The 16,838-nt window shown below is 64.9% G+C and carries 14 protein-coding genes and 1 riboswitch; of the genes, 2 read left to right on the top strand and 12 right to left on the bottom strand.

Annotated elements, in window-relative coordinates; all coding sequences use genetic code 11:
* Positions 1-6: 6 nt before the first annotated feature.
* The 8 genes from Q0C42_RS13980 to Q0C42_RS13945 all read right to left on the bottom strand — a co-directional run bounded on the left by Q0C42_RS13980 (position 7) and on the right by Q0C42_RS13945 (position 7,562).
* On the bottom strand, positions 7-1,074 hold the full coding sequence (locus Q0C42_RS13980) for a putative urea ABC transporter substrate-binding protein (RefSeq protein ID WP_295076980.1): 1,068 nt from the start codon (positions 1,072-1,074) through the stop codon (positions 7-9).
* Between the two features lie 68 nt (positions 1,075-1,142).
* Positions 1,143-1,251: riboswitch (guanidine-I (ykkC/yxkD leader) on the bottom strand.
* 152 nt (positions 1,252-1,403) lie between these two features.
* Complete coding sequence (locus Q0C42_RS13975; protein ID WP_295076978.1) at positions 1,404-2,216, bottom strand: MBL fold metallo-hydrolase; 813 nt, start codon at positions 2,214-2,216, stop codon at positions 1,404-1,406.
* Between the two features lie 9 nt (positions 2,217-2,225).
* Positions 2,226-2,795: a hypothetical protein gene (locus Q0C42_RS13970; protein WP_295076976.1), complete on the bottom strand. Its 570-nt coding sequence runs from the start codon at positions 2,793-2,795 to the stop codon at positions 2,226-2,228.
* Positions 2,796-2,959: 164 nt separating this feature from the next.
* Entirely contained in the window at positions 2,960-3,574 is a 615-nt protein-coding gene (locus tag Q0C42_RS13965) for a cysteine hydrolase (RefSeq protein ID WP_295076973.1), read from the bottom strand.
* Positions 3,575-3,590: 16 nt separating this feature from the next.
* Positions 3,591-4,424, bottom strand: a complete 834-nt coding sequence (locus Q0C42_RS13960; RefSeq protein ID WP_295076971.1) for an ABC transporter permease — start codon at positions 4,422-4,424, stop codon at positions 3,591-3,593.
* Positions 4,391-5,392 carry an ABC transporter permease gene (locus tag Q0C42_RS13955; RefSeq protein WP_295076968.1) on the bottom strand — a complete coding sequence of 334 codons (1,002 nt, stop codon included), beginning with the start codon at positions 5,390-5,392 and terminating at the stop codon, positions 4,391-4,393. Before Q0C42_RS13955 ends, Q0C42_RS13960 begins: the two co-directional genes overlap by 34 nt.
* Positions 5,389-6,468, bottom strand: coding sequence for an ABC transporter ATP-binding protein (locus tag Q0C42_RS13950; RefSeq protein ID WP_295076965.1), 1,080 nt, complete (start codon positions 6,466-6,468; stop codon positions 5,389-5,391). The genes Q0C42_RS13955 and Q0C42_RS13950 overlap by 4 nt, the downstream gene beginning before the upstream one ends.
* Positions 6,469-6,476: 8 nt before the next feature.
* Positions 6,477-7,562: an extracellular solute-binding protein gene (locus Q0C42_RS13945; RefSeq protein WP_295076962.1), complete on the bottom strand. Its 1,086-nt coding sequence runs from the start codon at positions 7,560-7,562 to the stop codon at positions 6,477-6,479.
* 271 nt (positions 7,563-7,833) lie between these two features.
* Between Q0C42_RS13945 and Q0C42_RS13940 the strand changes: the two genes are divergently transcribed.
* Positions 7,834-8,952 carry a 2-oxoglutarate and iron-dependent oxygenase domain-containing protein gene (locus Q0C42_RS13940; protein ID WP_295076959.1) on the top strand — a complete coding sequence of 373 codons (1,119 nt, stop codon included), beginning with the start codon at positions 7,834-7,836 and terminating at the stop codon, positions 8,950-8,952.
* A 135-nt stretch (positions 8,953-9,087) separates the two neighbouring features.
* On the opposite strand, the gene Q0C42_RS13935 is transcribed toward Q0C42_RS13940, so the two are convergent.
* From Q0C42_RS13935 to Q0C42_RS13925, 3 genes are all read right to left on the bottom strand, one after another.
* A complete protein-coding gene (locus Q0C42_RS13935; protein WP_295076957.1) occupies positions 9,088-11,046 on the bottom strand; it encodes a proline/glycine betaine ABC transporter permease in 1,959 nt (652 codons plus the stop codon).
* Positions 11,046-12,068 (bottom strand): glycine betaine/L-proline ABC transporter ATP-binding protein, encoded by a 1,023-nt coding sequence (locus Q0C42_RS13930; protein ID WP_295076954.1) that lies wholly within the window; start codon positions 12,066-12,068, stop codon positions 11,046-11,048. The genes Q0C42_RS13935 and Q0C42_RS13930 overlap by 1 nt, the downstream gene beginning before the upstream one ends.
* 84 nt (positions 12,069-12,152) lie before the next feature.
* Complete coding sequence (locus tag Q0C42_RS13925; protein WP_295076951.1) at positions 12,153-13,094, bottom strand: ABC transporter substrate-binding protein; 942 nt, start codon at positions 13,092-13,094, stop codon at positions 12,153-12,155.
* Positions 13,095-13,280: 186 nt separating this feature from the next.
* On the opposite strand from Q0C42_RS13925, the gene Q0C42_RS13920 reads away from it, so the two are divergent.
* Complete coding sequence (locus Q0C42_RS13920) at positions 13,281-13,982, top strand: response regulator (RefSeq protein WP_295076949.1); 702 nt, start codon at positions 13,281-13,283, stop codon at positions 13,980-13,982.
* On the opposite strand, the gene Q0C42_RS13915 is transcribed toward Q0C42_RS13920, so the two are convergent.
* Positions 13,963-16,830, bottom strand: coding sequence for an ATP-binding protein (locus Q0C42_RS13915; RefSeq protein WP_295076946.1), 2,868 nt, complete (start codon positions 16,828-16,830; stop codon positions 13,963-13,965). The genes Q0C42_RS13920 and Q0C42_RS13915 overlap by 20 nt on opposite strands.
* Between the last annotated feature and the right edge of the window lie 8 nt (positions 16,831-16,838).

Raw genomic sequence — 16,838 nt, 5'->3', positions numbered from 1 at the left:
GGGCAACTACAGCGGGCCGTCAGCAGCCATCTGCATGTAGTCCGCAGTGAAGCGAAGCTTCACGTTGGCCGCGTCACCCAGCACGTCGCCCGCCGGAAGTTCGATCCCGATGACATCTGCCGAAGGCGCACCGGCCCCGAGCAGCCCTTTGTCGAACAGGAAGGTGCGGACAAGCTCCATCGTCGCCTTAAGGTCGGGCGAGGTGGTGAACGCCACGGCATCGGCGGGTTTGTCAAAGAGCTTGGTCGCCGCCATCTGCGCTTCGAACCCGGCCTGATCGGTGCCGGAGGCCGCCCCCATCGCCGCCCGTGCGGCAGCCCCTTCCGGCGTGTCAGAAACCATCAGCGCGGCGGTCTCGTACCAGATACCAGCCAGCGCCTTGCCGAAGTCGGGGTTCTCGGCGAGGGACGCGGTGCTGGCCACCATCAGGTCGATGATCTCGCCCGGGATCTGCGCGCTGTCGAAAATCTTTGTCGCATCGGGCAGCTTTTCGATCTCGGCCACCATCGGATTCCAGGTCACCATCGCCTCGACGTCGGCCGTCTGGAACGCGCCCACCATATCGGGATCTGCAGTGTTGACGACGGTCACGTCCGCTTCGGACAGACCGACCGAGTCCAGTCCGCGCGCCAGAAGGTAGTGCGAGACCGAAAACTCCACGAGGTTGACGCGCTTGCCTTTGAGGTCCGCCAAGCCGCCTGCGCCCTTCAGGAACACCGCGTCATTGCCAGCCGAGAAGTCACCCACGATCACCGCGGTCGTATCCACGCCGCCCGCCGAGGGGATCGACAGCGCGTCCATATTGGTGACCGTCACCGCGTCATAGGCCCCGGCCGTGTACTGATTGAGGGATTCCACATAGTCGTTGAACTGCGTCACCTGGATCGTCAGCCCGTACTTGTCCGCCCATTTCTTGACGATGCCGCTGTCCGCCGCGTAGCCCCAGGGCATCCAGCCGACATAGATCGACCATGCGACTTTGAACTCGGTGCGGCTTTGAGCCGATGCGGGGCCTGCCAGTGGCAGCGCCAGCACAGAAACCCCGGCCAATAGCAGTGAGCGACGCGAAATCATGGTTCTTCCCTTCCTGTTGCATAAGGGAAATGGACGAACCTTCGCCGCCAATCCCTTGGCCTGACGAGGTCTCCCGGGTTTTTGTCCCGCCGTGCGCCGCAGGGGATGTCTCTCCCTGCGGTGACAGCTCTCGGACCAGACACGCACAGCTGCGCCGGAACCCTAGCCGTCAACTCACGGTCAGAATGCCGGATGGCTTGCAGGCGGCAATGGGCGGCGGCGCATGGGCGAGGGGAGAACATCCAGAGGCCCATTTTTCGGGCGATCCCGTCGTCACATGCCCGCCCTTTGGGCGCATTTCTTCGGCGCAGCACCGGATCGCGGACGACTCAGGGTGTATTTGCCTGCGACAAGGCTTCGGCATCCCAACGTGCTTCGTAGGTATCGATGATCTGCAGCATCCGTTCCGGCCCGAAGCTGGGATCATGGCCGCCGTGAACCAGGGTGACGGGCAGGGTGCGAAGCTTGGCAAAGGTCTCGCGGTAGGAGGCGACGCTCATCCCCGGTCCGCTGTAGATCAGCGGCCCGTCGTAGATCGCATCTGCGGCGAACAGGATACCCGTCGACCGTTCGAAAAGGCCAATGCCGCCGGGGGAATGGCCGGGCAGATGCCAGACTTCGTAGACATGGTTCCCGAGATCGACCGTGTCGCCTTCGGTCAAGAGCCCGGTCGCCGGAGCACCGCGCAACCGGTAGCTTTCCGGGTCGTAGCCGACGAAGGGCAGGGCTTCGATCAGCATCTCGCCGATTGGTGGGTAGCCCGCATCGAGAAAGGTCTGGATCAGCCGGTCCGGCATGTCGCGCTTGAACAGGGAATGCAGGCCCGAGGGTCGCGCCATCTGTTCGGCTTCCAGCGGATGGACAAGGCGCGTCTCAAACTCGTGCACCCCGCCGATGTGGTCGATATGCGTGTGGGAAGAGACGCAGATGATCGGCTTTTCCGGATCGCGGCGCAGGGTGTCGAGGAAGGGCTTCAGTGGCACCACACCCATGCCGGTGTCCAGGATCATGTCACGGTCCCGGCCCTGCACGAGCCAGAGATTGGCCTGCTCCAGCACATGAATGTGCGGCTCGATGATCAGCGTCGTATCGTCGTCGATGCGGGTGGCGCGGTACCAATGCTCGGCTATGGGCAGGGTCATGTGCGGTCCTCAGGCAGGGAGTGGGGACAGGCGCAGGAGGTATTCCTGCGCCCGGCCATCAAAATCGGGAAGGGTGAGGCGCGCAGTGGCCTGGTCGCGCTGCAGGACGGGCTTTCCTTCGCAGAAGGGCTGGGTGGAGAGTTCGGCAACGCCGTCCGCCCCCTGCCAGTGGCCCATGACATAGACCGAGGCAAATGACGCCCGGGCATCCCCGGCCGTCGCCGTCCCGTCCTTGAGCGCTGCGATCAGATCGGGCCATGCGTGCGCATCGCTTTGACCCAGACCCAGGAGGAAATGCGTGTCATTTGCGATCAGCAGCCCCTTTGCGTCTGCGGATGCGGCGGACATGGCTGTCCACGTGCCACCCGGAGCAGCCTGCCATTCTTCGCGGTAATCGGAATGCACGCCGTCTTCGATCAGATGGCCCGCGGGATCGAACCGGAGGCGTCCTGCATCCACCGGACAGGGAAAGCCGCGCCAGTTCCAGCTGCGGGTCCAGGTGCACATGTCGCCGGTCAGCGTTGTGTGGCCGGCAAAGCCCTCGGCGGACAGAAGCACCGCCAGGTCGGCCGGGTCCATCGCGGAGAGCGAGCCCGCGGCAAGCCCGGGCCGCAGCAGGGGCACCCGGATATCCGCGCACCACTTGCCACTTTGTACCCAATGCACACGGGTGGTGCTGTCTTGGACCCCCGGAGCCCGCAGCCAGTTGCGCCGCCAATGGCCTTGCAGGGCTGCTTCCGGGATCACGCCGCCGCCGCGCGTCGGGCACCGAGCGCGGTTATGATCTGGTCTGCCGACAGGACCGCGCCTTCCTGCAGATACTCCATCGCGTTCAGCGAGGCTTCATGCGCCGCGGTCGTCGAGCCGCCCACGCAATCCTTGATGACGCGGCAGTAATAGTCGCCCTGATGGCCGTCGGCGAAGGTGTAGTGGACGCAGACGTCGGTCAGCCCGCCGATCAGGATCAGGGTCTGGGCCTTGAGACCCTTGAGCAGGATTTCCAGTTCCGTACCATAGAAGGCCGAATAGCGGCGCTTGTGGATGAAGTAGTCCGTGGGCCTGCGGCCCATCTCCTCGAAAGCGACCGGGGTGCCGGGATCATCCTCGTGGCAATGGACATCCTCGGTCCCGTCCAGCTCGCGGCCATAATCCACCATGTCGCGGCGGTGGATCTCCTGGATGAAGACCACCGGGATTCCCGCGCCATGCGCGGCATCGACGACCGAGCGTGCACGCTCCATGTTTTCGCGGTGGGCGGGCATGACGGGGATGCCCGCCACGTGATCCATGAATGCGCCCTTCTGGATGTCGACGACGATCAGAACGGGGTTTCCGACAAGGGTTGGCTGGCGCGGCATGGGGGATCCTTTCAGGTCAGTTGCGGGATTGGTCTGCGCCCATCAGGCGTGGCAGGTCACCCCAGCGGGCGACGGCGGAAAAGACGGCGATGGAGACGGCGATGAAGGCCACGGCGGCCACGGCCATTGTGGGGGTGTAGCCGTTCCTCAGCGAATTGAAGATCTGCAGCGTGACGGTCGCGAAGGACGAGGCCGAGACGAAGAACATCACGATGAATTCGTTGAACGACAGGACAAGCGCAAAGAAGAAGCCCGAGACGGTGTAGGGCAGCGTCTGCGGCATCACGATGGTGCGGAAAGTCACGGACTCGGTGGCCCCCATGGTCGCGGCGGCATCCAGATGCGCGCGGTCGATGGCCTGCAGGCCGATGGAGATTGTCACAAGGGGAAGGGCCAGGAACAGGACAGCGTGACTGATGATCCCGGCCCAGATCGTGCCAAGGCCACCCAGAAAGGCCCAGAAGAAGCCAAGCCCCACGCCAAACACGATCGGCGGCACCGCAAAGGGGATCGAGCCCAGGGTCGCAAGCATGGTGGATGCGCGGGATCCTGTCTTCCACAGGCGATAGGCAATCGGCCAAGCCAGCAGCACCGAAAGCGTGGCCGCCCCCACCGCCACGATCACCGAATTCGTCAGGGCACGCGTCCAGACCGGCTCGGAGACGAAGAATTCGCCAAAACGGGCCAGCGTTGGGTCCTGCGGCGGAAAGAACATCGTGCGGCCGCCGTTCAGCGCGGCGGAACAGACGATCAGGATCGGCAGGGCGACCACGAGCGCGGCCAGGGACATGAAGATCGCGCCCAGGGCCCGCAGCATCACGCGGCCCTCGGCGACTTGCGGGTCAGCCATTGGCCCAGCACCAGGAACGCGGTTGCCGTGACCAGAAGGATCACCGATTGCGCTGCACCGAAGGGGGCGTTCAGGGTGCTGCCGCGCACATGTTCATAGACGGATACAGCCGTGGTGTGCTGCGAGGGGTCGGCGAAGACAGTGATTGCGACGTAGGCACCCAGCAGGAACACGAAGAGCAACAGCGTGGTCCCGATCAGCGGCAAGCGCACCGATGGGAGGATGACGGTGCGCGCGACGGTCCAGGGCCGGGCCCCCATCGTGCGCGCTGCCTCGGCCAGTGACGGGTCAAGCCGGGACAGGGCCGGGTAGAGCAGGATCACCGCGTAGGGCCAGACGAGATAGGACAGCGTCAGTACCGTCGCCACTTCGGAGGGCTTGAACTTGACGTTGCGCGGGTTGGCCAGCCCCCAGTCGCGCAGGACGTCGAACCAGCCGGTGTCCTTCAGCCAGTCGGTCAGGCCGGTGGCGGCGAACAGCATCGGAAGGCCTGAATTGTTGGACAGGATGATATCCCAGCCCATGACGATGAAGACTTCCGAGAGGGACAGGGTGGCCAGCAGGAACACCAGCCAGACTGCCTGCGCCCGGCGTGATTGGCGGGTCATGAGGTAAGTGAAGGGCAAGGCGGTCACCACCGCCAGCAGCGCCGCCACCACCGCATAGCGCATCGACCAGTAGAGCTGGCCCAGATACAGCGAGGTGCTCTCGGCAGGCCAGTTCGCCCCTACGAAGAAGCGTTGATAGTTCTCAAGCGTCAGCGCCCATTCCCAGCCCGCACCTTCGATCTTGTGGCCAAAAGAGATGACCAACACCAGAAACAGCGGCACGAGGCAGAAGACCAGCACGGTCGCCCAAAGCACCACCTGCACAGCCAGAGCGGAGCGCCCGGCCCGCGGCCCCTTGGTTCCGGGTGCCGCGGCCGCTGTCTCGCGGGGCCATGCGGCTGTGTCGTCGGTCGCAGTCATTCGGCCGCCATCCCCATCGGACTCTCGGCAATGCCGCGCGGGTAGATCCGGAGTGCCTCGGGTGGCAAAGACAAGGGAACCGTGTCACCCAGCTTCAGATTGCGGCCCTGGTCCGCGCCCTGTTCGGCCACCAGCTTGCCAAGCGGGGTATCGAGGTGAAAGTCCCGCACCGGACCCAGATCACGCACAAAGGTGATGGTCCCCTTCACGGTATTGGCGGCCTCCGACGTGCCCAACCTGATCGCTTCCGGGCGGCAGGCAAGCTGGACAGGGGCGCCGTTCAGGAAGTTGGCGGGTTTTGGCAGGGTCAGGAGCACATCGCCGACCCGGATCTTTCCGTTCTCGGCCAGACCCTCCATGAAGTTGGCGCGTCCGATGAAGCCCGCGACAAATCCGGTGGCTGGCCACTGATAGATCTGCTGCGGGCTGCCGGACTGCTCGACCTTGCCTTTCGACATCACGACAATGCGGTCGGCCATCGTCATCGCCTCGCGCTGGTCATGCGTGACGACGATGGTCGTGATCCCCAGCCGCTGCTGCAGGAGGCGCAATTCCACCTGCATCTCCTCGCGCAGTTTGGCGTCCAGCGCCGACATCGGCTCGTCAAGCAGGAACACCTCCGGCTCCTGCGCCAAGGCCCGCGCGATCGCCACGCGCTGACGTTGCCCGCCCGACAATTGGCCGATCCGCCGATCCGCGAAGCCCTGCAGTTGCACAAGGTCCAGAAGCTTGTCGGCCCGCGCCATGACCTCGGCGCGCGGCGTGCCTGCGATGGTCAGCGCGTAGCCCACGTTTTCGCGCACCGACAGATGCGGAAACAGCGCAAAACTTTGGAACACCATGCCGAACTTGCGACTGTGGGCGGGAAGCCGCGTGATGTCGCGGCCCCCCAGAGTGATCGTGCCCGCTGTCGGAACCTCCAGCCCCGCGATCATGCGCAGAAGCGTGGTCTTGCCGCAGCCGGACGGCCCCAGCAGAGCCGTCAACTCTCCTTGCGGAAAGTCGATCGACACATCATCGACCGCGCGCGCGTCGCCATAGGCCTTGCGGATGTCCTTCAGGGCAAGGGCACACATGGCGGGACTTACACCCCAGCCACCATCTTGTCCCAGGCTTCCTTCATGAAGGTTTCCTTGTCGAGATAGGCCTCGTAGGCGGGCTTGATCGCGGGCGTTCCGGAGACGAAGCCGAACTCGTCGTCGGTCAGGTCGGTCTTGTCCTTGGCCACCAGCGGCGCGGTCCCGATCTTGCGCGACATCAGGGCCTGAGTGGCGGGGTCCGACGAGAAATTCATGAACTCCGCCGCTTCGGCATCCTTGTCGGACAGCGCCGCCAGGCACCAAGAGCCGTAGTCCTGCGGATTGCCCTCCTTCGGGAAGATCGGCTTGATCGGGAAGCCTTCCGACGCCATCAGGTTCGACACGTCGAGGTAGTACTGCCCGCCGATCACGTCACCGTTCTTCATCGCCTGTTCCATCTGGCTTTCGGCCGACCACCACAGCGCCACGTTCGGCTTCAACTCGGCCACCTTGGCGATGATCGCCAGAATGCCCTCCTCGGTGGCAAAGGTCGCCTCGCCGTCGAAGAAGGTGGCGGCGGTGATGTCCATGAACTGGGCGTTGTAGTTCTTCGACAGCCCGAGGCTTGCTTCGTACTTCGAGGTGTCCCAGAACTCGGCCCAGCTTGCCGGGGGCTCTGTGACCTCGGTCGGGTTGATCACCATTGCCGTGAACCAGGACATCGCTCCGACACCAAGCGGGCCTTCACCGGCATCAAAGACGAAGTAGGGGTCAAGGTTCGCTGACGCCGGGATCTTGGACAGATCAAGCGTCTTGATCAATCCGCCCAGTCGGCTGGCCTTGATCATCGTGTCACGCGCGTAAAGCGATATGTCCGTCGGAACCGACCCTGCCGCCGTCGCCTGCTGCATCGTCACCAGCCAATCGGTGGAGTTCGGCTGCGTCACGCTTTCCACCGTGATGCCCGTGGCGGCGGTGAAGGCGGGGAAGACATGCTCCTTGAAGCTGTTCTCGAAATAGCCGCCGTACGACCCCACCCGCAAGGTGCGGGTCTGCGCGATGAGCGGCGTGCCGATCACGGACGAGGCTGCGGCCAGCCCCACTGCGGCGCTGCCTTGCTTCAAGAGATTGCGGCGGTTCAGTCGGATCATTTCATCCCTCCAGGTTGACGCGAAAGCGCGCTGCCGGGGCAGCGGCTTTTGCGGGAAAAAGACACCGAATCAGACCGGCGCCTGCCTTGAGTCCAAGTTGGCCAGCCAAAATGCCCGTGCAGAAAGAACTCGCGACTGTTTGAGCCATCGCTGCACGCAGATGCTGGAAAAGCAGGCAAGGGCGGGGGGATAGATCGCAATTGTAGACTATTTGCGTGCAAGCGACGCCCGGGGCCGGACAGTCATCCCATCAGATTGTCCGGAGGCCGACATGCGCAGTGATGTATCCGACGACCAGAAAGCCCTTACCGTCGACGATGCGACCCTACCCGTCATCAACATCGGCGGCCTGTTCACGGGCGATCCGGCGGACAAGGCCCGCATAGCAACCGAACTGGGCCGGGCGGCCCGTACGTCCGGTTTCTTCTACATCACCGGCCACGGGGTCCCGCAGACACTGGTCGACAAAGTGACGGCGGCCTCGCGCCAGTTCCACGGCATGCCGCGATCCTACAAGATGCGCTGGTGGTCGGGGTTCACCACCCACCATCGTGGCTATGTTCCGTTCGAGGAAAATGGCGCGAACTTCCCCAAGTCGATCAACATGAACGAATCCTGGGACATGTCCTACGAGGCTCCGGCAGACCACCCGGATCACCTTGCCCAATGGCGGATGACGGGGCCGAACATCTGGCCTGATCTGCCCGGCTGGAAGGACACGGTCGCAAGCTACTACGATGCGGTCTTCGGCATTGGCCTGAGGCTTCTGGACGCCCTGGCGCTGGAGCTTGGGGTGGACCCGGAAGAGCTGACCCGCCAGATCAGCTATCCGACCTCGCAACTGCGCCTGCTGCGCTATGTGCCGAACGACCTGCCTGCCACCAAGGATATCGTCGGCATCGCCGCCCATTCCGATTTCGAATGCTTCACGATCCTGCTGCAGGGCGGTCCGGGCCTGCAGGTGATGAATGCCGAGGATGACTGGATCGAGGCACCACCCATCCCCGGCTGCTTCATCGTCAACATCGGCGACATCTTCGAAACCTGGTCGGGCGGGCAGTTCAGGTCGACCCAGCACCGCGTGGTGAATATCGGTCGGGAACGGTTCTCTTTTCCTCTGTTCTTCGGGCTGGACTACCACGCCATCGTCGAGCCGCTGGAGAAGTTCCGGACCCCGGAAACGGAAGCGATGTATCCGCCGATGAAGGCGGGCGAGCATCTGATGCGGATGACGGTCAATGCGTTTCGCTATATGGCCGACGCGCGGGACAAGGGAGCATTGGTGCCCGATTATGCGGTACCCGACGAAAACCCGTTCAAGCGTGAGGCCCGGGTGCACGGGGTGTCTGCGGCGGATGGTGACGTGTCGCAAGCTGTTGGCCCGCAATGACCTTTTCCCGCTTGTCCGGGGGTGACGTCTAGCGGTCCACGCCTGTGTCGGCGCGGTCGCACAACGGGCGCTCAGAACAATCTATTCCGGTCGTGATGCAGTCGTTGTGGTAGCGCGCAGAAGCGGCGTTCTCCTTCAGGACTGGCTCGAGCCGAGCGAGGCATTTCTGCTGCGCGCCCATCTGAGAAGCAGATGATCCGCAAGGAGTCCCATGAACGCCACCGCAAAGCCCAGGACCAGGCCCTTGCCGACATCGGTCGAGGATAGCGCCCGCTGCATCTCCTGTCCCAGGTCCTGCGTGCCGATGAACGCCGCGATGATCACCATGAACAGCGCGAACATGATCGACTGGTTGGCACCGACGACCAACGTCGGGACGGCCAGAGGCAACTTTACGTGGCGCAGAAGCTGACCGGGGCTTGCCCCCGACATCTGTGCAGATTCCACGATCTCGGGCGGAATGTTGCGCAGACCCTCGATGGTGTAGCGGACGATGGGCACCGTCGCAAAGACCGTCACGGCTGCGACGACGGCAACGTCGTTCACGCCGAACAGCATGATCACCGGGATCAGGTAGATGAAGCTTGGGAAGGTCTGCGCCGTATCGCACACGAGCAGGAACCGCCGCGCGCGGGTCTCGTTCGCGGCTCCCATCAGGCCCAGCGGTACCCCGATCAGCAGGGCCAGGGTGACCGAGACGAAGACGGTGTAGGCGGTGATCATTGCCCGATCCCACCAGCCCGACAGCGCGATGGGCAGGACGAACGCCAGACAGACCAGCGCCGAGCGCCAGCCGCCGATCCGCCAGCCGATCCCGGCCAGAGCCAGGACGACGGCCGATGTCGGCAGCCACAGGAAGGCGTCGCGGAGTGGAATAAGCACCCAGGTGATCAGGAACCATCGCAGCCAGTCGGTCACCGGATCGACGAGGTCGATGAAGCCGCCGACCACCACGTCAATCGGGCCGGCCATGCTGAGCGCCTGCTTCCGCTCCACTTCGGCGAAGTAAGGATGTGCCCAGGCCGCCAGGAAGCCCAGCGCAACCAGGCCCAGCCAAATCGTCAGCAGACGGTGGCGCTGTACCCAGGTTTCGCCCTCGACATGCTCGGGCTGTTTCATCGCCCAGGCTTTCGACATCCGGTCCAGGACGATGGCAAGAAGGACGATGGTGATGCCAATCTCGACCGATAGCCCGATCTTGAGCGCCTGGAGAAGTTGCAGCAGCTTCTGCCCCAGCCCCGGCATGCCGATGAAGCTGGCCAGCACCACCATCGCCAGGCTTTGCATGATGACCTGGTTGACGCCGATCAGGATCTCGGTCCGGGCGGCGGGCAGGCGGACGCGGGTCATCAGCTGCCAGCGGGTCGTCCCGCTCATCTTGCCGCTTTCGATGATCTCGGGCGACACCGCGCGCAGGCCGAGAAGCGACATGCGGATCATGGGCGGGACCGAGAAGATGATGGTGACGATGGCCCCTGCCTTTGGACCGACGCCGATGAAAACCACGACGGGGATCATGTAGGCGAAATGCGGCAGCGACTGCGCAATGTTCAGGATCGGGTTCAGGATGCGCTCGGCAAGGCGGTAGCGCCATGCAAGGACGCCCATCAAGAGGCCGAAGATGACCGAGAAGGGCACGGACACGACGATGACAGACAGGGTCTCCATCGCCCATTTCCACTGGCCCATGACGGCGATCCAGACGAAGGTGCCGGCGGCCAGCAGGGCCAGACGTAGGCCGCCCAACGCATAACCCGCCATCCCGGCCGTCGCGGCTATGACCACCCAGGGGATTGGGCCGACGTTCGGCCAGCGCGACTTGCCGTACAGAAGGTTCGCCGTGACATCCAGGCAAAGCTCGACCGCATCCGAGAAGGCGCGTGTCAGGCTCATCAACCCGAGGTCGTCCTGAGCAAAGGCGAAAGCGGCGTTGATCCAGTCCGCAAAGGGCACGACCATCGCTTCGGGCAGGCGGACCAGACCGGCGGGCAGGGCCCCACGGAAGGCAACCAGCACCAGCGCTGCCAGCAGGATTGCCTGGGCCACCCGCCTCTGGTCCAGCTGAAACGGCGGTTTTCCAAGCGCCGCAGTCATCATGCCACTGGCCCCAGCAAGAGATCCAGCGCGGCCTTGCGGTCCAGGAGACCCGCGATCTGGCCCTTGTGCACCAGCGGGATCAGCGGCCGGCTGTCGCCGACGATGCGCCGGGCCAGCGCGTGCAGGGTCTCGTTTGCGGGGAGCGGCTCGCCCTCGATGACGCGCCCCTCGACCGGCTGGGCCAGGGCCAGGGCATGGACAACGCGGGTGCGGTCGATGGCTTCGGTGAACTTGGCGACGTAGGGGGTTGCCGGGGCCATGACGATGCGTTCGGGCGTGTCGATCTGTTCGACTGCGCCGTCCTTCATGATCGCGATGCGGTCGGCTAGGCGCAAAGCCTCGTCGAAGTCGTGGGTGATGAAGACGACGGTCTTGGCCAGCATCCCCTTCAGCCGAAGGAATTCGTCCTGCATCTCGCGCCGGATCAGCGGGTCGAGCGCGCTGAAGGGTTCGTCCAGGAACCAGATGTCCGGCTCGACCGCCAAGCTGCGCGCGATGCCGACGCGTTGCTGCTGGCCGCCCGACAATTCGCGCGGGAAATAGCCTTCGCGACCTTTCAGTCCCACCAGTGCCAGCATGTCGCGTGCCCTGGCAATGCGCGAGGCGCGGTCCTGCCCCCGCATCTCCAGCGGGAAGGCCACGTTCTCCAGCGCGGTGCGGTGCGGCAGAAGGCCGAAGCTCTGGAACACCATGCCCATCTTCTTACGCCGCAGCTCGATCAGTTCGGGCTCCGACAGCTTGCCGATGTCGCGACCTTCGACCTCCACGGCTCCCGAGGTTACGTCCAGGAGGCGGGCGAGGCAGCGGACCAGCGTTGACTTGCCCGACCCCGAAAGCCCCATCACCACCAGCATCTCACCCCGGAGGATCTCCAGCGACACGTCACGGACGGCGGCGATGTGGTTGGTTGCGCGCAAGTCGTCCAGCGTCGTCGCGGGCGTCAGGTTCAGCCGTTCCGGACGGTCGCCGAAGACCTTCCACACGTGCTTGCAGGAAATCACCACGTCGTTTGTGGTCATCGGGTCGCCTCCGGTGAAAAAAGCGCCACCCGGGGGGAATGATCCCGGGTGGCAAGGTGGGTCACCCGAAGGTGACGCCGGAGATCATTCGGTCCAGGGCTTCCAGACCGCCTCGTTCGCTTCCAGCCAGGCGGTGGCGGCGTCTTCGGGTTCCATCCCGTCAACGTCCACCAGCTTGGCCATCTCGGCGATCTGGGCGTTGGTGAAGTTCACCTTCTGCAGCGTCGTATAGGCGGTGGGCCACTTGTCCTTCATCCCGTCCCAGGCCGCGATTTTCAGATAGCCGTTGGCCGGGTTCCCGCAGTCGAAGACCTTGTCGGGTAGCGGACCCTTGGCAGGATCGACATCGCAGCCTTCTTCCCAGGTCGGGAATTCGACGAATTCGCCCGGCCAGACGGCTTCCGCGAAGTTCGGCGTCCAGTTGAACAGGACGATGGGCGTCTTGTCCTTCTCGGCTGCAGCAATCTCGGCCCAAAGCGCCGCGGCCGATCCTGCGTTCACCACGACGAAGTTCATCCCCAGCGCATCGACCTTTTCCTGGTCGTGCTTCAACCAGTCCACCGGCCCGCCGAGGAATCGGCCCTTGTCGCCGGTTTCCGGGGTCACGAACATGGCCGCGCACTCGTTCAGAGCCTTGTAGTCCGGCAGGCCGGGGCAGGCTTCCTTGGTCCACATCGGATACCACCAATCCTCGCGGGTGATCGCGGCATGGGTGGTGACGTCATGAATGCCGCCCTTCTCCACCGCGGCCCGGAACGACTTGCCGAAGGCGCCTTCCCAGACTTCCAGCTCCAGCGTCGCATCGCCCAGACGCACGGCCTCATAGACCGCCTGGCTGTCAGTCGAGACGTACTCGACCGAATTGCCCATGCCTTCGAACATCTGGCCGACGACATTCGACATCACGATCTGGCTGGACCAGTTGTGAGTCGGGATGACGATCGGGTCGGACGAATCTTCCGCCCAGACCGGGGCGGAAAGCGCGATAACCGCCGCGCCAAGAAGCAGTGAGGTCAGTTTCTGCATATGTTTCGATCCCTGTTCAGGTCGCACCCGTTGCGGCGGCGACGTTTCCCCGGAAAGTCGAACGCTTTCCTGAGAGGCAAGGTTATGCACCGTATGTGAACACGTCAGACCCTAGTGATGAACGGGCTGGAGAATGTTGTTACAAAATGTTAACAGGACGGGTGCCGCACCCGGGACTTCTTACCCATGACCTCTGCCGCCCATATCGTCGTGATCGAGGACGACCCGGTGACCCGCACGGCGCTGGGGGCCTATCTGGAGACGTTCGGTTACCGGGTCACGGTCTGCGCCGGGGCCGAAGCGGCCGAGAAGGTGCTGGCCCAAGAAAGCCCTGATCTTCTGATCGTGGACATCAACCTTTCCGGCAAGGACGGGCTTGAACTGACCCGCGAACAGCGGGCGCGGTCCGAGGTCGGGATCATCCTTTTGTCGGGGCGCACCGATGACGTTGACCGGATCGTGGGGCTTGAACTTGGCGCCGACGATTATGTCTGCAAGCCCTTCAACCGTCGCGAGCTTCTGGCGCGGGTCAAGAACCTTCTGCGACGCACGGCGGCGATGCGGCAGCTGACGCGCCGGGTCGTGCATTTTGCGGGGTACACCTTCGACACCGCTGCGCGCCATGTCAGCGGAGAAGACGGAGTCGGAGTTCAGCTGACCCGCGCCGAGTACGAACTGCTGCGCACCTTCGTGCTGAACCCCGGGATCGTCCTTTCACGCGATCGGCTGCTGGCGAGTATCACCCACCGCCACGGCGATTCGGGATCGCGGACGGTCGATGTGATGGTGAAACGCCTGCGGGCCAAGTTCGCCGACGACCCGAAGCAGCCCCGCATTTTCGGCACCTCGCACGGCGAAGGCTACGTCTTCACTGCGCAGCTGTCCTGACCCCAGCCAACTCCTCCAGCGACTGAAGCGACCGGGTCAGCTGCCGCTCAGCCGCCGCTGCCGCAATGAGCAAGGGTCCCAGGGCCTCGGGTCCCGGTCTGGCATCGCGGCGCGACAGGTCGGCGAGAACTTCGCCCAGCTCGGGCAGGGCGAAGTTGCCCACGGCACCCTTCAACTGGTGCGCCAGCCGTTCGATGTCACCGGTTGCGTGCACCTGCAGCGCCGCGGCCAGCGCCTCCACCTCGGGTCGCAGCCGGTCCAGCATCAGCCGCAGAAGCTCTCGCGTCGCGGTCGGCCCCAGGTCGGCCAGGGTCTCGCGCACCGCAGGAGCGACACCCACCCCGCACAGCCTCTCCAGCGCGGCGGCAAGAGCCTCGGGCGTCAGCGGTTTGGCCACCACCTCGTCCATCCCGGCAGCCCGGCACGCCGCCATGTCCTGCGGCTGGGCATGGGCCGAGACGCCGATCACCGGCAGCCGGTCCAGCCCCGGCAAAGCACGCAGCCGCCGCGTCGTCTCGATGCCCGAGATTCCGGGCAGGTTGACGTCCATCAGAACGGCGTCGTAGCCGCCCGCCGCAAGCATCTCCAGCGCCGTCTCTCCCGTCGCCGAAATTGCGGCCCGGTGACCCATGGACTGCAGAAAGCCCAATGCGACCTCCTGATTGACCGGGTGATCCTCGACCACCAGCACGCTGAGCGGCGGCAGGTCCGGCGCGGGCTCCACCTTCCTTGCGATCGGGTCCGCGCCCCGCGCGAAGGGCAGGTGCAGCGTGAAGGTCGCGCCATGCCCGCGCTGGCTGGCGACAGTCAGCGCCCCGCCCATCAGCCCGGCCAACCGCCGGCTGATCGTCAGGCCCAACCCGGTGCCGCCATGTGTCCTTGCGGTCTGCGGGTCCTCCTGCTGGAAGGCGGCGAAGATCCGCTCCAGTGCGTCGGGCGCGATGCCGCGGCCGGTATCGCTGACCGTGAAGCGCAGCCGCAGGGTGTCCGCCTCGGGTGGGCCGTTCAGCCCCACGGCGATCCGCACCTCGCCCGCATCGGTGAACCGCACCGCGTTCGACACCAGATTGAACAGGATCTGCCGCAGCTTGCCCATGTCGCCCCGCAGCGGCGGCAGCGCGGCGTCGGGCAGTTCGGTCACCAGCCGCAGGCCCTTTTCTTCGGCCATCGGTGCCATCAACAGCGCGATGTCCCCCAAGGCTTCACCGAGGTCGAAATCCTCGATTTCTTCCGCCGTCTGGCCCTGCTCCAGCTTGGAATAGTCGAGGATGCTGTTCAGCAGGCCCATCAGCCCCTTGCCCGACGCCAGCGCCGCCTCCAGCCGCGCCACCTGCACCCGCGTCAGCCCATTGCGTGGCAGGTTGCGGAGCATTCCTAGCACGCCATTCATCGGAGTGCGGATCTCGTGGCTCATCATCGCCAGGAATTCTGACTTCGCCCGGTCCGCAGCCTCGGCCCGGTCGCGCGCTGCGTCATGTGCCGACACTTCACCCCGAAGCGCCTCGGTCCGCTCGTCCACCAGTTCCTGCAACTCGCTGCGGTGCCTGCGCAGTTCTTCGAGGTGGCGTTCGCGTTCCGCCGCCAGATCATGGTTCGCAATGGCCTGCTGCCGGAACACCTCGACCGCGGCTTCCATCTGTCCGATCTCGTCCCTGCCCGAGGGGCGGATTGCCTCGCCCAGGCTGCCTTCGGCCAAGCCTGTCATGCGCGAGGACAGGGCATCCAGACGCCGGATCAGGTTGCCGCGCACATAGAACCACAGGACCGCCAGCGAGAGCACCAACGCCAGTATCGCCGAAAACGCATAAAGCCGCTGTGTCGCCAGGATCGCCTGCTGCGCCGACTGGCCCGCCCGGACCGCATTGGCCTCGATCCGGTCCGCCAGCACCGAGGCCGCGGTTTCCAGCTCCAGCGCCGCCCGCCGGAGCTCGGTCTCGGCTCCGGCGATCCGTTCGGTCACTGCCAGCACCTGGGCCATGTTCTCGAACAGTGCCGCCGTCTCGGGAGGCGCCGCCGGCGCGGCACCGATCACCCGCAGAAGCACGCGCACCCGGTCTGCCCGGCGCGGGTCCTGTACCGACTCCAGCCGCCGCGCGATCACCCGGACCCGCGCCGCCAGCTCGTCGCGAAGGGACTGCAACTCGACTTGCGATTGCACCCCGGCCACCCGGTTCAAAAGCAGCCCGACCTCGGAGGCATGCGACCGCAGTTCGAACATCAGTCCCATCTGAAAGAGGTCGACCTCGATCAGCTTGTCCAGCGTATCCAGCCGAACTTCGGGGTCTGCGGTATCCGTCCCGTCCATGCCGTAAAGGCTGGAGATCACGGCCGAGGCCCCCATTTCGGCATTCGCCACCAGAGTATCGGCGATTTCCGTCAGCTCGACCGCCGCGGCAAGGCCCGCAGCCAGCTGAGCATCCCGGCGGGCAATCAGGCTGATCCGCTGCCGCACCAGCCGGTCGATCGTGGTGAGCGCCTGCCGCAGGCCCGCCTCGGCGGCCAGAGCGTTGGCCAGTGCCTCGTCCCGCAACCCCTCCTGCCGCAACAGCCGCGCGCGCAAGGCATTGGCCTGGTCGAACAGGAACGCCGCCCGCTCGGCCCGCTGCGCTTCGTCCGTGACAGCCGCCAGTTCGGGCGCAACTGCAACCACACGGCTGGTTTCTTCGGCCACGCCCCGAACTTCCGAAATCGCCGGGATCGCCTCGGTCACCACGCGCGACTGGTTTGCCGCCACATCCTTCAGCTCGAACCAGCCCAGCACCCCGGTGGCGGCTGGAAAGCCCACGATCAGCGCGATCGCCAGCAGCAGACGTCCGCCAAGACTCGACTTGTAGCCGAAGTTCCGCAAGGTTCGCT

This window comes from Tabrizicola sp. (assembly GCF_022842145.1).
Lineage (GTDB): Bacteria > Pseudomonadota > Alphaproteobacteria > Rhodobacterales > Rhodobacteraceae > Tabrizicola.
This window is presented reverse-complemented; position numbering and strand designations above follow the sequence as displayed.

Excerpts from the sequence above, each read along its gene's own strand:
- Q0C42_RS13980 (WP_295076980.1), bottom strand. The coding sequence starts at position 1,074 with ATGATTTCGCGTCGCTCACTGCTATTGGCCGGGGTTTCTGTGCTGGCG.
- Q0C42_RS13975 (WP_295076978.1), bottom strand. The coding sequence starts at position 2,216 with ATGACCCTGCCCATAGCCGAGCATTGGTACCGCGCCACCCGCATCGAC.
- Q0C42_RS13970 (WP_295076976.1), bottom strand. The coding sequence starts at position 2,795 with ATGGACCCGGCCGACCTGGCGGTGCTTCTGTCCGCCGAGGGCTTTGCC.
- Q0C42_RS13965 (WP_295076973.1), bottom strand. The coding sequence starts at position 3,574 with ATGCCGCGCCAGCCAACCCTTGTCGGAAACCCCGTTCTGATCGTCGTC.
- Q0C42_RS13960 (WP_295076971.1), bottom strand. The coding sequence starts at position 4,424 with ATGGCTGACCCGCAAGTCGCCGAGGGCCGCGTGATGCTGCGGGCCCTG.
- Q0C42_RS13955 (WP_295076968.1), bottom strand. The coding sequence starts at position 5,392 with ATGACTGCGACCGACGACACAGCCGCATGGCCCCGCGAGACAGCGGCC.
- Q0C42_RS13950 (WP_295076965.1), bottom strand. The coding sequence starts at position 6,468 with ATGTGTGCCCTTGCCCTGAAGGACATCCGCAAGGCCTATGGCGACGCG.
- Q0C42_RS13945 (WP_295076962.1), bottom strand. The coding sequence starts at position 7,562 with ATGATCCGACTGAACCGCCGCAATCTCTTGAAGCAAGGCAGCGCCGCA.
- Q0C42_RS13940 (WP_295076959.1), top strand. The coding sequence starts at position 7,834 with ATGCGCAGTGATGTATCCGACGACCAGAAAGCCCTTACCGTCGACGAT.
- Q0C42_RS13935 (WP_295076957.1), bottom strand. The coding sequence starts at position 11,046 with ATGACTGCGGCGCTTGGAAAACCGCCGTTTCAGCTGGACCAGAGGCGG.
- Q0C42_RS13930 (WP_295076954.1), bottom strand. The coding sequence starts at position 12,068 with ATGACCACAAACGACGTGGTGATTTCCTGCAAGCACGTGTGGAAGGTC.
- Q0C42_RS13925 (WP_295076951.1), bottom strand. The coding sequence starts at position 13,094 with ATGCAGAAACTGACCTCACTGCTTCTTGGCGCGGCGGTTATCGCGCTT.
- Q0C42_RS13920 (WP_295076949.1), top strand. The coding sequence starts at position 13,281 with ATGACCTCTGCCGCCCATATCGTCGTGATCGAGGACGACCCGGTGACC.